Origin of the sequence: Methanimicrococcus hongohii, assembly GCF_032594095.1 — an archaeon.
Taxonomy (GTDB): domain Archaea; phylum Halobacteriota; class Methanosarcinia; order Methanosarcinales; family Methanosarcinaceae; genus Methanimicrococcus; species Methanimicrococcus hongohii.
In genome coordinates this window covers 618,846-632,870 of the sequence record NZ_CP131059.1, presented here as the reverse complement: position 1 = coordinate 632,870, position 14,025 = coordinate 618,846, and the positions used below count along the sequence as shown (strand labels likewise).

At 41.0% G+C, this 14,025-nt stretch carries 13 protein-coding genes and 1 tRNA gene; 2 read left to right on the top strand and 12 right to left on the bottom strand.

All coding sequences use genetic code 11. From position 1 onward, the window contains the following. Positions 1–13: 13 nt before the first annotated feature. From MmiHf6_RS02875 to tatC (MmiHf6_RS02865), 3 genes are all read right to left on the bottom strand, one after another. Positions 14–388 carry a hypothetical protein gene (locus MmiHf6_RS02875; RefSeq protein ID WP_316558204.1) on the bottom strand — a complete coding sequence of 125 codons (375 nt, stop codon included), beginning with the start codon at positions 386–388 and terminating at the stop codon, positions 14–16. Continuing rightward, positions 330–467, bottom strand: a complete 138-nt coding sequence (locus MmiHf6_RS02870) for a hypothetical protein (protein ID WP_316558203.1) — start codon at positions 465–467, stop codon at positions 330–332. Before MmiHf6_RS02870 ends, MmiHf6_RS02875 begins: the two co-directional genes overlap by 59 nt. 303 nt (positions 468–770) lie before the next feature. Continuing rightward, positions 771–1,637, bottom strand: a complete 867-nt coding sequence (gene tatC, locus MmiHf6_RS02865; protein ID WP_316558202.1) for a twin-arginine translocase subunit TatC — start codon at positions 1,635–1,637, stop codon at positions 771–773. 518 nt (positions 1,638–2,155) lie between these two features. Between tatC (MmiHf6_RS02865) and tatC (MmiHf6_RS02860) the strand changes: the two genes are divergently transcribed. Beyond that, positions 2,156–3,370 (top strand): twin-arginine translocase subunit TatC, encoded by a 1,215-nt coding sequence (gene tatC / locus MmiHf6_RS02860; protein ID WP_316558201.1) that lies wholly within the window; start codon positions 2,156–2,158, stop codon positions 3,368–3,370. Between the two features lie 196 nt (positions 3,371–3,566). Here the strand turns inward: tatC (MmiHf6_RS02860) and MmiHf6_RS02855 are convergent, their stop codons facing one another. The 8 genes from MmiHf6_RS02855 to MmiHf6_RS02820 all read right to left on the bottom strand — a co-directional run bounded on the left by MmiHf6_RS02855 (position 3,567) and on the right by MmiHf6_RS02820 (position 11,769). Then, positions 3,567–5,045 (bottom strand): beta-propeller domain-containing protein, encoded by a 1,479-nt coding sequence (locus MmiHf6_RS02855; protein ID WP_420891318.1) that lies wholly within the window; start codon positions 5,043–5,045, stop codon positions 3,567–3,569. A 191-nt stretch (positions 5,046–5,236) separates the two neighbouring features. After that, the gene (locus MmiHf6_RS02850; RefSeq protein ID WP_316558200.1) at positions 5,237–5,689 is read right to left on the bottom strand and encodes a hypothetical protein; all 453 of its coding nucleotides are present in this window, start codon (positions 5,687–5,689) and stop codon (positions 5,237–5,239) included. Between the two features lie 375 nt (positions 5,690–6,064). Further along, positions 6,065–8,131 (bottom strand): beta-propeller domain-containing protein, encoded by a 2,067-nt coding sequence (locus MmiHf6_RS02845; protein ID WP_316558199.1) that lies wholly within the window; start codon positions 8,129–8,131, stop codon positions 6,065–6,067. 300 nt (positions 8,132–8,431) lie between these two features. Further along, positions 8,432–8,779, bottom strand: coding sequence for a hypothetical protein (locus tag MmiHf6_RS02840; RefSeq protein WP_316558198.1), 348 nt, complete (start codon positions 8,777–8,779; stop codon positions 8,432–8,434). Between the two features lie 4 nt (positions 8,780–8,783). Beyond that, complete coding sequence (locus MmiHf6_RS02835) at positions 8,784–8,927, bottom strand: hypothetical protein (RefSeq protein ID WP_316558197.1); 144 nt, start codon at positions 8,925–8,927, stop codon at positions 8,784–8,786. Between the two features lie 150 nt (positions 8,928–9,077). Then, a complete protein-coding gene (locus MmiHf6_RS02830) occupies positions 9,078–9,329 on the bottom strand; it encodes a hypothetical protein (protein WP_316558196.1) in 252 nt (83 codons plus the stop codon). Positions 9,330–9,649: 320 nt separating this feature from the next. Then, positions 9,650–9,721 (bottom strand) — tRNA-Arg (locus MmiHf6_RS02825). An 86-nt stretch (positions 9,722–9,807) separates the two neighbouring features. Further along, positions 9,808–11,769 (bottom strand): site-2 protease family protein, encoded by a 1,962-nt coding sequence (locus MmiHf6_RS02820; protein ID WP_316558195.1) that lies wholly within the window; start codon positions 11,767–11,769, stop codon positions 9,808–9,810. A gap of 167 nt (positions 11,770–11,936) precedes the next feature. On the opposite strand from MmiHf6_RS02820, the gene MmiHf6_RS02815 reads away from it, so the two are divergent. After that, positions 11,937–12,239 carry a hypothetical protein gene (locus MmiHf6_RS02815; protein WP_316558194.1) on the top strand — a complete coding sequence of 101 codons (303 nt, stop codon included), beginning with the start codon at positions 11,937–11,939 and terminating at the stop codon, positions 12,237–12,239. Positions 12,240–12,441: 202 nt separating this feature from the next. Here the strand turns inward: MmiHf6_RS02815 and MmiHf6_RS02810 are convergent, their stop codons facing one another. After that, positions 12,442–13,959, bottom strand: coding sequence for a catalase (locus MmiHf6_RS02810; protein ID WP_316558193.1), 1,518 nt, complete (start codon positions 13,957–13,959; stop codon positions 12,442–12,444). Between the last annotated feature and the right edge of the window lie 66 nt (positions 13,960–14,025).

The following is a 14,025-nucleotide window of genomic DNA, read 5'->3' as shown; positions in this document are numbered from 1 at the left end:
TTAAGATTCATGCTTATAAAGATTTGCATGGTTTGTCATTATTTATTGTAATAAATAAAGCACCCGTTAAATAATTGACATTGATTATTTGGTTCAAATCCGAAGGCGAGGTTGAAAACAAACAAAAATGCGGGACAAGTTTGAAAAACAAAAGAAAAGTAAAGCGGCTCGCGCGCGGCATCGGGTTGCCGGCAGAAATGCAAACCTGACCGGCGGCGGAAGCGGAAACCTGATTGGCAGCGGAAACAGAAACCTGATCGGCGGCGGAGATGAAAACCTGAAGGTTGCGGCAGCACGTTCGCGAATGCGAACGGATTTTTTTAAAAAGATCAGATGCAAGCGGCAACAGAGACCGCCATGCAGCAACAACTGCAAAAGACAGTTGCAAGACGGAACCAGCATGAGCCGAAAAACAATTTTAAACAGCGGCTTTGTATTTTTTGTTTCGTATGGGAAGAATCCGCCAAGTCTCAATTCCCTTCGCTTCGCTACGGGAATCTCAACTTGCGGGGGCGGTATTTTGTCTTTTCATTAAAATTTCAAAACAAATTGAAACATCGTTTTTATCAAAATTATTTAAAAACGGAACGTCTTCTATTCTTTAAAATCTAAAAATTTATGATTAGGGTTTTACGGGACGTTCAGGTTCACCGATTTTGAAAATCGGATGTTTAGGTTTATATTTTAAAAACAAACAAAAATGAATGACAAGTTTTAAAATCAAAAGAAAAATGAAGTAATTCGCGCGCGCCGACCGCACACGAAAAAAATCAAACGAATTTCAGCAGAATCAAACTGAACTCAAAAAGAATGATCAACGCAACGCCTGCAATCAATTGAGAAACAAGCGTCGGGTCGGGCGAAATTAAAAAGGCGAAACCGATTAAACTGCCGTAAACGACCAATCTTCCTTTACGAAGCGTTTTTTCACTGACGATTCCCATTCGAACAACGGAAACCATAAGCAGCGGGATCTGGAAAACCAAACCGAATCCCAAAACGAGAGAAATAATTGTGTTGAATGTTTCACCGAGACCGATTTGAGCGACAGCCGTTTGGTCCGAATAGAACAAAACGTAATTCATAAACAGCGGCAGAACGACGAAATACGCCAAAGCCGCCCCTAAAATAAACAAAATGAAAGAAAGCGGCACGACTTTAATCAAAAACTTGCGCTCATTCTTGTAAAGTCCGCGGGACATGAAAGCAAACAATTCGTACATCAAAAGCGGAAAGAAAACACAAATCGCGGCGGCAACGGACAATTTCAGCCGCGTCATCAAATATTCCGTCGGCGAATAAATCGACATCACAACGCTTTCGGGAATAAATTGTTCCCACAAATAAGCAATCGCGTCGCCCGAAAAAGGATAAGCGATCAAAGCGCCGATTAACAGCGCCGCGCCGGCAATAATAATTCTGTTGCGCAGTTCTTTAAGATGATCAACAACATGTTCCTGATAATCTCCTGCCGGGCGCGTATTTCCGAATCCTTCGTGAGGCGGCAGAATTTGGGAAGCAGCGGAAGCAGATTCGTCAGCAGACTTGGCAGTCTCGGAAGAAGAATCTGAAGGTGAGCCCGATGATGAGCCCGAAAAATCAAGTTTGTCAAGTTCGTCGAAAAGTTGAGAAGACATTATTTCCCCGCTGATTAGATTATGATTTTTGTAAATAAACCTGTCAGTATTATAAACGTAACCGTAAATGAACAATTCATAAAAGTAAAATAAATAATAAAATTAACAAAATAAAATTATTAACAAAATAAAATGATAAAATTAACAAAACAAAATAATAAAATTAACAAAATAAAATAATAAAATTAACAAAATAAAATAATAAAATTAACAAAATAAAATAATAAAATTAACAAAATAAAATAATAAAATTAACAAAATAAAATAATAATATAATAAAAAAACAATAAAAATAAAATAAACCGTCAAATGACACAACATTTTTATTTACCTATCTTATTCAATTTTCACGGATAAGTTTTAAAAACCCGAACAATTATGATTAATAACATCGGGTTAAATAACGAGTAAACTGCGGGTTATAATTTTATTTCCGTCATCTCGGAAAATAAAAACAGAAAAGGGATTGTGATATTATCGTTGAGCTTTCGGAAGGAATTCAGTTATTTTTCAAATTTTTGGAATCTGTCAAAAAGAAACTGATTCTCCTCTTCGCCATTTTTTTAATTGTCGCCGTTATTGCATATCCCGTAACGGACTACATTATCAACGACGCAATCGATCGCAGTCTGCCGCATAATGTCAGAAATCCGGGCATTGAAGACAATTTTGACCAATTTCTTGTTGTTTTTGACGGGCCTTTTGCCGTTGATGATTTAGACACAGACGCGTTGCTCGAAGATGATAATATAAGCATACTGATCTATTCGCCGCCGGTCAATTTGACCGATTCAGGTGACGCCGTTTACGATGTAATTACATCCAATACAGAAAAACAGTCCGTTGCCGACATCATTTCGCTTTACATTCTCGGTGAAAGCGATTTAAATCTCCGTATGGTTTTAGATGCCGTGATGCAGGGCGGAACCGCAAAATTGACGCTTGAAGATTTGTCAAACACATCCGAAGTCATCATTTTCCAAACCATTCCGTATGATGAAGACGTCATCCATACAAACGCAATTTCTGATGCAGGAGACGCGTTTGAAAACATCACGGGACGCGAGCCTTTGTTTACTGTCACGCACATCGAAAAAGATGATAAGAGCGGAACATCAGGACCGATGGTCGTTTATACAAAACCGCTTGAAGTGCCGCTTTTGAAATTGAAGATGTCAATCATTATCGCAATCATCGCCGTTCTGCCGTTCCTGTTTTACATGGCCGGAACAGAAGTTACAAAATATGTTGACACAAAAAAGCTCAATTTGAAAGAAAAGATTCCTTTCAACACAAAATGGCTGATCGTCATCGTTTTAGTCATGTTTATTTCATTTATTCTCGGCGCGATTTATTCTTATTTCTTTATGGCGCCGCTCTTCATTCAGTTCCTTTACATCAGCGCCGCCGCTTCAGGCGCGCAGGCGACGTATTCGATTTATGAATTTGTCAGCTTCATTGCTATGCTGACGCTGATTTTCGGATTCATTTTCGAATTCCCGCTCGTCATTTTCATTCTCAACCGCTTGGGAATCGTTCAAAAAAGAATGCTGACAAAATACAGAAGACACGCTTACGTATTGTTCGTCATCTTGGCCGCCGTCATTACGCCGCCGGATGTCATCAGCCAGATCATCGTCGCCATCCCGATGATTTTCTTCTACGAATTAAGTGTTCTGATCGTCAAAATCTTCGGCAGGAAAGACCCGCAGGAAGGAACGAGTTTGATTTGATTAAAAAAAAGGTATTTTAAAATCGTATTTTAAAATCGTATTATTCATTCATTTCTGTGAATTATTTCATATTGAATATTCACGAGTTGTAAAATATTAAAAAATATTTTGAGGTTATAAAAACCTCAAAATTAAAATTTCTTAAAATTATTTTTCTTAAAATTAAATATTTTCAATTTCTTTCAAAATCATTCATTCACCAAATGATGGTCGTATTAGAATAATATCCTCTTTCATAATTCACAATTTCAGGCTGCTGAATTGAAATCACGTGAATCGTTTCCCAATTCGCCGAATCAATTACATGAATCTCCTTTTCTGAAAACGTGTAAAGATAATCATCAACAAAAGCGGCTCGAATCACCGTTCCGTTTTCGTGAGCATCTCCTTTTTGGAAAACAAATTTATTATTTTTGATTTCAAAAATATTCACGCCGCCGACAACCGGAATAACTAAAATATTGCGCTCGTCATCAAACATGAATCCGTTGAATGTATGATACAGTTCTTTAGACATCGTTTCGTTCATCACATATGAATCCAAAACTTTGGGAACCGTTTGATTTGTTATGTTGATCAGCGCTATTTTCAGCCGGTCTTCTTTCGTTTGATTCACCCCGAGAACAATATTGTTCCCGAATTTTTCAAGCGGCTGCAAATAAGCGGAATAACCGGACGCATTCAAAGTTCCCGCAAGCACGGGATTTTCCGGATTGCTCACATCGATTAACGTTCGCGGACTGCTTTCATTCGGATGAATGATATGAATCGTATCTTCAATATAACGAGCGGTTGTAATGGATTCCTTTAAAACGATCTCATCCGATAAGCCTGTTAAGTCCATGTTTGAATCAAAAATGTAAACTCTGTGAATTAAATCCGCCGCCGGTAAACGCTGTTCCGTTCCGATTGTCGTGATCACGCGCAAATATCCTTCTTTTTTATCCGCAGAATAACCGTCAATCATATAGCCCGACACAGAACCCGAATCAATCGTCATTGCCGAAAGATCAATCTGAACAATCAAAGTTTGCCCGTTATTGTACGAATTCTCAAAAACATATTGATTGTAATCGGTTTCAATCACTTTCATAAATGCATTGCTTTCCTCTTCGCTCATTTCGGAGGTATAGTTGTCGATTTTCATCCATACGGCATCGTCTTTGGCAAAATCGCTGAAGTCTTCGTTTGCGCGGATTTTTTTAATGTCTCTCATCAAAGAACGGGGGAAATAATCCGCGCCGTTTGTTTCAATGAATTCAAGATATTCCATGGATTCCGGATAGTAAACATTTGACAAATAAACAGTGTCTTCAGCTGTGTAAATAAAATGTCCTCTTCTGTTGTAAGAATAATCTTGACCGATAATGCCGATGCAATTTTCCAATTCTCCTGTTTCAATATTAAATTGAGAGACGAAATAAACGGAATTATACGGCTGATCGAATGATTCAGAAGTCTCGGCGTAATAAACATTTGAATAATCAATGACCTGATCCATGTAAACGAACGGGTATGCAAAATTGTTCTGACGAACGATCGTATAGAATTTTCCGCCGGAAATGCCGGAATAAGAGAAGTTTCCTTCCAAATTTCGCTGCCATATCATTTTCGGATTCGCCGGATCCTTCACATTATAGGCGGTCAGCAAAACAGAATCGGTTGTAATGAGGATGTCGCCGTAAACATAAATGTCAGCGGACGAATTGATTTGGGAAATGACATAATCAGACGCTGAAGACGAAACGGATACTGACTCTGAAACCGGTGCGGAAGCCGACTCGGAAATCGAAACGGAAGCCGACTCGGAAACCGATCCTGAGGCGGATTCAAAGCCGGAAATATTTATCCCGAAAGTTTTGATGTCTAAATCATAAAGAGATTCGGTTTCATCAGAATAGTTGGAAATCGGCTCTGATTATAAACATAAATGTTATCGGGCGTGTAATAAATCGTGTCGCCTGAAATTCGAACAATGTCTGATTCATTGTCCGCTTTTGTTTGAAGATCGCTCACCAAAAAGCGCTGCGGCAGTCTGCCGTCATTAAAATAAAGTGAGCGGGCTGTGAGCGGCGGGTCAGCTGCCCAATCCGCATTAACGCCGTAATAAAGATTGTAATATTGAGAATTGAATTGAGCTTGCCCTGTATCAGAATTTATAAATTTTTCTAAATAAGATTTCATTTCATTTTCGGATTGAAACGTTTTCATTTCCGAAACAAAAAATTCATCCTGAGAATTTGACAAACATCCGCCGAACAAAACAGTGATGACAAAAACGAGCAGAACAACTGCTCCCGCCGATTTTTTAAAACCCATTAAACTCACCAATCTTAAACTTAATTCATAAAACAAATCTTGTATCCAAAAATTCTGTACCAATCTTGTATCCAAAAATTCTGTATCAAAAGCAAATCTTGAAATGAATTTCGAAATTCATAAATTTGTAAATAATACAGTTTTTTCAGTGAATTCAATTTTAAATTCAATTTTAAATTCAATTTTAAATTCAATTTTAAATTCACATTAAAATTCACATTAAAATTCAATTATAATTTATTGATTATTATAGAATTTGTAACAGTCTATATACAGGTTTTGTCAAAAATTTGAAAAATAAAAAAGAAAAGAAAAAAAGAAAAAGAAAGCCGAAAAATCAATTCGGCTTCATTTATTTTAAATCTGTTTTGATTTTTACGCGTAAACCGGTTCATCACGGGTCGGATAAATCGGGTCATCGTGTGTCGGGTAAATCGTTCCGTAGTCGGGGTAAACCGGCTGTTCGATTGAAATCGTATTCATACGCTGCCAGTTGGTCATGCTGTAAATATGAATTTCCAGATTGGAGAACACATACAGATTATCGCCGATGTAAACGGAGCGGACAACATAACTGTCTTTGTGAATATCTTCTTTCATCAAAGTGATTTCGTTGTCTTTGATTTCAAAGATATAAGCCGTGTCGGAACCGGAGACGATCATCAAATTCCTAGCGGCGTTCCATGTAAATCCGTGGTAGTCGTAAACGCTGACATATTCATCGGCGTTGAAGTAGAAGACATCCAGTTCAACAGGATTCTCGGGGTTTGAAACATCGTAGAGGGAAAGTTTGGTGCGCCAGTCTCTCCAGTCGCCGGTGTAGCCGAAGCCGACAAGCAGTGTGTCGCTAATCGGATAAATGTAGCTGTAGGTGCCTTCCAATTTCATTTCACCGAGAACGGACGGACTTTCCGGGTTGCTCAAGTCAATCAGAATGAACGGATCGCCGTCGGTGTACGTCATCAAATAAAGCGTGTTTCCGATGTAGCGCGTCGTTTGGATGTATTCGCCGGCTGCGACATTGTCAAGCGTTCCGACGGTTTCCATTTCCGCGTTCAAAATGCTGACCGTAGAACGAAGCGTGCTTTCTTCCGTTCTGTAATTATCGCCGACGGTTGAAATGACGCGCAAGTAGCCGCTGTTTTCATCCATCGCGAATTTATCATTGATTCTGCCCGGGACGAATCCGGAGGCGACATCAAAAGTTTCCAAATTGATTTTTGTAATCGTCGTCTTTTCGGCTTCAATGATTAAAGCGGAGGAGTAGGCGTTGTAATCTTTGTAGAATGATTCCGAGAAGTTCGTGTATTCGTCTTCTGTCATATTGGTTGTGTAATTTCCGACGGCTTCAGAAACCGCCATGTATTTGATGCGCGTGCTGAGGTCGTATCCCATCACTTTTTTGATGTATCTCATCGTGTCTGAGGGCAGATAGTTTGAGCCGTTCGATTCTACGAAATCCAAATACATGAGCTGCGTGTCGGGATAATAGTAGTTGGTCAGATACATATTGTCGCCGGAGACGAACATAATCGTGCTGTATGAGCCGATAAGAGCGATTGTTTTGTCGTTGTCTCCTGTCTTGGTATCTAATTTTGTGATGAAATAGGTGACATCGGCATCGGGTCTGATAATATCAGGGCCGTACGGGTAGTAACAGTCGGAATATGCCAATTCTCTGCCCATAAAGGTGAGCGGAAGGATGCCGCCGTATTCGCTTGCAACGAAATACAATTTGTCGCCGATGAGGCGGGAATCAACGTAGTAGCCTTCATATTCCTGTTCCCAGGCGACTTTCGGCGCTGCGGGATCGGTTATGTCGTAGGCGATAATTTTGCTTTCTTTGTAAGCGGTTGAAATGGTGATCAAAAGATCATCGGCTAAGTAGAGGCTGCCGCCGGTTTCCGTGATGTTTGAAATGATGGATGCGGTTGCTGCCGGAAGCGCGTTGATGATAAATGTCATTCTGTATGTATCGTAAGTATAGTAAGGATATTTTGAGTCGTTGTGAAGCGTGACGTTTGTCGGATAATACAGATTCGGTGTGTAGTAAATGATTTTGCCGTCTGTTTTGACAATGTCGGCTTCGTCAACGCCTGCGATTTGGACGTTGGTTTGGGAATAGTCGCCGTACTCACCGCCGCCCGAAACGCCGGCTTCGTTGACTGCAATGTCGGCTTCTTCTTCGGGCATTACCGCTTGGGGTACTTCTGCGGTTACTTTTGCAGAAGAATCCGATGAAGAAGCTGATGAAGTAGAGGAAAGGTAGTTTAAAGAACCGCTGTTTTCGAGATAGTTTTGCAGTTCTTTTTCTGACTTAAATGATGTCATGCCGACATTGTTTAAATCGTCGTCTTTATCGGCTGATAAACAGCCGCCGGCAAATACGGCACCGGCAATGACAAGACATAAGACCAAAAGTGTGTGCATTTTGTATTTCATAATATAATCCTTCCGAAATCGGATGATTTTGAATCCTGTAATTTTAAACCTAATGAATCCAATAATTTGAATCCGGTAATTTGATCCAATAGTTTGAATTGTTTGATATTAAATCGTTTGATACCAATAATTGTTATTTTGAATAATCAAATCAATGCCGGAGAAATAAGTTGTTTGAAATTATCAATACGGCGGCATTGAATGTATGCAGTAAAAAAGGTTTGGTTTCTATTTATATATTTATTAAGCTGCAAATCGAATTGCAGTTTTAAAGATTTTTTTGAAATTATTGTAATCATTTCAATTTTTGTGATTCGTGATTATTATGATTTTTATAAAAACGGGGGACAATTTCAATATTTTTTTGAAAATAGGGGGCTCGCGCGGCGGCGGCAGCTGCTGCGGCTGTCGGCAGCGGCGACTGCTGTGCAAACCTGATTGACAGGCGGCAAACAGAAACCTGACCGGCAAGCGGAAACAAACACCTCCTCCCGCTGCAAACAAACACCTCCTCCCGCTGCAAACAAACAGCTCCCTCTCGCAGCAACCCGAAATTTTGTGAGCGAAGCGAGCAAAATTTAATGCCAACGGATTTCTTAAAAAAGAGCAGATGCACGCGGAAACGTAAACCTGATTGGCAAGCAGCATTAATTTAAAGACAGTTACAGATTGACAGGCTTAGCCGGTGCCGGCAGCAGTAAAAGACAGTTGCAAGAAAATACTTTGCAGGAGCCGAGCGAAGCTGAAAAAGATGACTGTTTTTAGTTTTTATTTTCGTTTGGGAAGAATCCGCCAAGTCTCAATTCCCTCCGCTTCGCTTCGGGAATCTCAACTTGCGGAGGCGGTATTTTGTCTTTTCATACAAAATTAGATTCAATTGAAACATCCTTTTTATTAAAATTATTCAAAACGGAACGCCTTTTTTTAATGAAATATTTTTTTAGATTCAGGGTTTTATCGGGCGTTCGGGTTCACCGATTTTCATGAAAATTGGATGTTTAGGTTCCATCCCGAAATAAAATAAAAACACGGTACAAGTTTGAAAACAAATCAAAAATGGAACAACTCGCGCGCGGCGGCAGGCAGCAGCAATCATAAAAGACAGTTGCAGACCGGCAGACTTAGCAGGAGCTGAAAGGTAAAATATTAAATTCAACGGTTTTAAAGTTTTTATTTTCGTTTGGGAAGAATCCGCCAAGTCTCAATTCCCTCCGCTTCGCTTCGGGAATCTCAACTTGCGGGGGCGGTATTTTGTTTTTTCATACAAAATTAGATTCAATTGAAACATCCTTTTTTATTAAAATTATTCAAAACGGAACGCCTTTTTTTAATGAAATCTATTTTTAGATTTAGGGTTTTATCGGGCGTTCGGGTTCACCGATTTTCTTAAAGTTGGATGTTTGGTTTTATTGTTGCCAAAAACGAATTTAAAACAAAATGAAAACAAAATAAAAAGAAAATTAAAACAAAAATGAATACAGAAGTGAAAATTGAAATTTTACAAAAAATAAGAAAAAGCGGGCCTATTGCGACTCGAACGCAAGTCGACGGATTCGAAGTCCGTCAGGATATCCGCTACCCTATAGGCCCTAAAGAAATATCGGGCTCAAAGAAGGTGTCTTTGATTTTATAGTTTTTGCAGCGCCCGAAAAACTGCATCATTTTATGTTTTACCGTCAACCGCCGAAAATTCCGAGGACGAACGAACTGATGTACGGCCAAATAAACATCAGCAGGAATGACATGAATATGAAGGCGGTCAAATAAGTGCTGGCTCGAAATGACAATCTGACGGCTCTTTTCGGGTCCATTTTCAATTTTTCCGCAATCTTGACGAAATACGTTCTGAACAAGTGACCGCCGTCAAGCGGAATTGCAGGCAGGCAATTGAAAAGACCGACGTAGAAGTTCAGCCAGGCAATCCAATAAAGCATATTTGCAATCCAAAAGATTCCGATGCCGAGCGGTTCAGCCCATCCGACCGGTTCAAAAAACTGCATCATGACACCCGTAAAGCCGCCGAAACCTTCGCCGAGAATACTTAAAAACGGCATCATCATCACCAAAAGCCAGGCGGAAATGATCGTCATGATCGACTCTTTCGGCTCGGAAAAGTCAAATGAATAAAGCATAGACGGAAGCGTTTCCAAAATTTCAAGGTAGCCTTCCGCATTGAAATAGCCGACAGAAATGCCGAGCAAACCGATGTGAATCGGACCGCCGGAATAAGTAATGCCGATATAAGCTCTGGATTCATCATTCGGATTTGCGCCGAGCGTGATTGTAATGTCTTTAATGCCCGTTTCAACACCGTTTTCGTCATACTCTTCAACGGTAAAAACGGCGACATCGCCCGGATTTCTTTCTGCCATCAACTCGGAAAAATGGTCCGCGTCAACAATGTATTCACCGTCGATTTTAAAAATAACAGAGTTCGGCAAAAGCCCTGCTTCTTCCGCAGGCGATCCCGAAACAACGGTTGCAATCAAAATGCCGGCATAATTGACGTTATCGGCAGACGCATTTGTTATAATTGTATAATTCTCGGCAACCCGATCGTAAGACGCCCGAACCGTTACGGGATCACCCGGCGTCACGTTTGCAAGAGCTTGATTGATTTCATCCGTATTCGATACTTTTTGACCGTTAATGTCAATCAAAACCATTTCTTTTGTCAATCCGGATGAAACGGCGGAATTATCCAAATCCGTTATTTGGAAATTGCCGATCGGCTCCATTACGCCGATGACGGGGCCGAAAAAAAGCATGGCAGCAATCAGCGCGACAACGAAATTGGCCATGACGCCGGCCGCTAAAATACGGGAGCGCTGGGTTTTGGTCGCAGCTTTCGGCTCATTTTCCGTTTTCTTTTCAGATTCCGTTTTCTTTTCAGAAAATCTGTTTTCTTCGTTTAATCCGCTTTCGGATGCCGCAACTTCTTGAACTGCCGCGGCTTGAGCGGCAACGGTTTCTGCTTCAGCCTGTTCCTTTTTCAAACGTTCGTGTTCGCGGATTTCTTCAATCGACGCCGTCAAATCATTATAACCGTTCTCATCTGACTCCGATTGATTTTCGACATCAGGCTCATCCAAAGCGTCTAATTCGTCGCCGTAAAGCTGTTTGTCATCGATCTTGGCAAAACCGCCGATCGGAAACAGCGCAACGATTAAGCCGACCGAATGGACTTTTACGTCTTCAGCGCGGGCAAGCACCGAGTGCATCATTTCATGAATGAAAACGGCAACGATCAAAGCGATAAAACCCCAGACGAGCGGAATAAATTGATTCACGCCCGGAATCAGAAAAATATTTTGAATTTCGGTATATTCATTCGGCTCCATGACCGTTCCGTCCAATGCCGATTGAAGCAAAGAAATGTCGGAGACGACGACTAACATAAACATGAAAATCATGCCGGCAAACATCAAAATGATGCCGATATTTGCAAACAGTCTCCAAAACCGTTTCGGTTTGGCGATTTTATCCAATAAATGAAGACCTCTGTCGGTTTCAATCATTAAAATCGGGCCGAATGTTGAAATATTATACTTGGCCAAAATGCCTTTCTTTTTCAGTATGTAGATGATCGCCCAATAAATCAAAAAGACGATAATCAGAAGTTGTGTCGTTGTTTGCAAACAAATCACCTGAAATCCGAAGAAATCAATAACAATGTTTTAACGGGTTTTTAAAATTTAGAATCTAGAATTTAGTTTTTTTGGATTTTTATGCTTTTTTAATTGTTTTTAAAGTTTTTTTAATGAACCTGATTAACGCAGATGTTTATTTAAACCATTTGTAAATTTTGCTTGCGGCAGTTTGTCAGCACCGCTCACAAATTTTAGGTTGCGGGAGGAGGGAGGTGTTTGTTTCCGGGGGGAGTCAGGTTTCTGTTTCCGTTTGCAGTCAGGTTTCCGTTTTCCGCTTGCAGTCAGGTTTCTGTTTGCAGTTGGTGTCAGGTTTCCGTTTTCCGCTTGCAGTCAGGTTTCTGTTTCCGCTGCTGCCTGCAGGTTTCTGTTTCTGCCTGCAATCAGGCTCGCGCTTGCCGCTGCCGGCAGCCGCAGCAGCTGCCCGCTGCTCGCGCGAGCCGCTTCATTTTTTTATTTGAATGAAAATCGCCCCACCGTTTCATAAAAAATTGATAAAACGGAAACTGAAACGAAAATCGAATGATAAATAGAAAAAGAAAATTAAAAAATAAAACATGATGGAAATAGAAAATTGAAAAAATCAAAAAACAAAAGGAATAAAAAGGCAGAAACGGGGAAGCTGAAATAAATCAACTTCCCGTAACGATTATCTTAAATTTCTTAAACCTGAATCTGTTTCAAATCTTTGACATCCAAATTCTTTTCAACCAAATGCCATTCGATTCCCATCGCTTCGGCAACGCCTTTGCCGTAATCCGGATCGGCGCGGTAACAATTCACAGCGTGGCGGACTTTTGTCTGAAGCGTTGCGTCGTTAATGTTTCGAGCCGTGTTTTCAAAGAGAAGTTTCTTTTTATCAGGTGTCATCAAACGGAACAGCTTTCCCGGCTGCGTATAATAATCAGAATCATCTTCACGGAAATTCCAGTTGTCAATCGGACCCGTCCAGTCAAGTGCCGGCACTTTGTATTCCGGCTGCTCTTCCCACTCACCGTAACTGTTCGGCTCGTAATGCAGCGTGCTTCCGTAGTTGCCGTCCACACGCATCTGCCCGTCACGGTGGTAAGCATGGTAGCCGCAGCGCGGGCGATTCACCGGAATCTGATAATGGTTGACGCCGAGTCTGTAGCGCTGAGCGTCCCCGTAAGAGAACAAACGTCCCTGAAGCATTTTGTCCGGCGAAAAACTGATTCCCGGAACGACATGCGCCGGATTGAACGCGGCTTGTTCGACATCGGCGAAATAATTGTCGGGATTTTTATTCAATTCGACAACACCGACTTCAATCAACGGATATTCATCGTGGTACCAAATTTTTGTCAAATCAAACGGATTGTAAGGCATATTTTTGGCCTGCTCATCCGTCATCACCTGAATAAACACAGTCCAGCGCGGGAAATCTCCTTTCTCGATACTTTCATACAAATCGCGCTGATGACTTTCACGATCCATACCGATAAGCTTTGCAGCGTCTTCATCAGAGATATTTTTGATTCCCTGCTGCGTGGTTAAATGGAATTTGACCCAAACGCGCTCGTTTTTCGCGTTAATCATACTGTAAGCGTGACTGGAAAAGCCGTGCATGTGCCTGTAAGAACACGGAATGCCGCGATCGCTCATCGTAATCGTCACCTGATGAAGCGATTCCGGCAAAAGCGTCCACCAATCCCAATTGTTTTTCGGGCTTCTCATATTTGTTCTCGGATCACGCTTCACGACGTGATTGAGGTCTGAAAATTTCAAAGGATCGCGAATAAAGAAAACGGGCGTATTGTTTCCGACAAGATCCCAGTTTCCGTCTTCTGTATAAAATTTCATGGCAAAACCGCGAATATCGCGCTCGGCGTCGGCCGCACCGCGTTCGCCCGCAACCGTTGAAAAGCGAATGAACATCTCCGTCTGTTTTCCGATTTCGGAGAAGATTTTCGCTTTCGTGTATTTTGTAATGTCATGTGTCACGGTAAATGTTCCGAATGCGCCGGAGCCTTTCGCATGCATACGCCTTTCCGGAATCAGTTCGCGGTCAAAATGCGCCATTTTTTCAAGATACCAAACATCCTGTAAAAGCATCGGGCCGCGCGGGCCGGCAGTCACAACATTGTTGTTGTCGGCAACAGGCGCGCCGTTAATTGATGTCAGTTTTTGGGATTTTTCATTTTTTGTATTTTCCGCATCCATTTATATCACCTCAAATAAAGCTCAGATAATCTGAAAACATGAAATCAAATTATTTCGAAAATATCA

Coding starts and splice junctions, on each gene's coding strand:
- MmiHf6_RS02850 (WP_316558200.1), bottom strand. CDS start 5,689: ATGGGTTTTAAAAAATCGGCGGGAGCAGTTGTTCTGCTCGTTTTTGTC.
- MmiHf6_RS02810 (WP_316558193.1), bottom strand. CDS start 13,959: ATGGATGCGGAAAATACAAAAAATGAAAAATCCCAAAAACTGACATCA.
- MmiHf6_RS02840 (WP_316558198.1), bottom strand. CDS start 8,779: ATGCTGCTTGCCAATCAGGTTTACGTTTCCGCGTGCATCTGCTCTTTT.
- tatC (WP_316558202.1), bottom strand. CDS start 1,637: ATGTCTTCTCAACTTTTCGACGAACTTGACAAACTTGATTTTTCGGGC.
- MmiHf6_RS02845 (WP_316558199.1), bottom strand. CDS start 8,131: ATGAAATACAAAATGCACACACTTTTGGTCTTATGTCTTGTCATTGCC.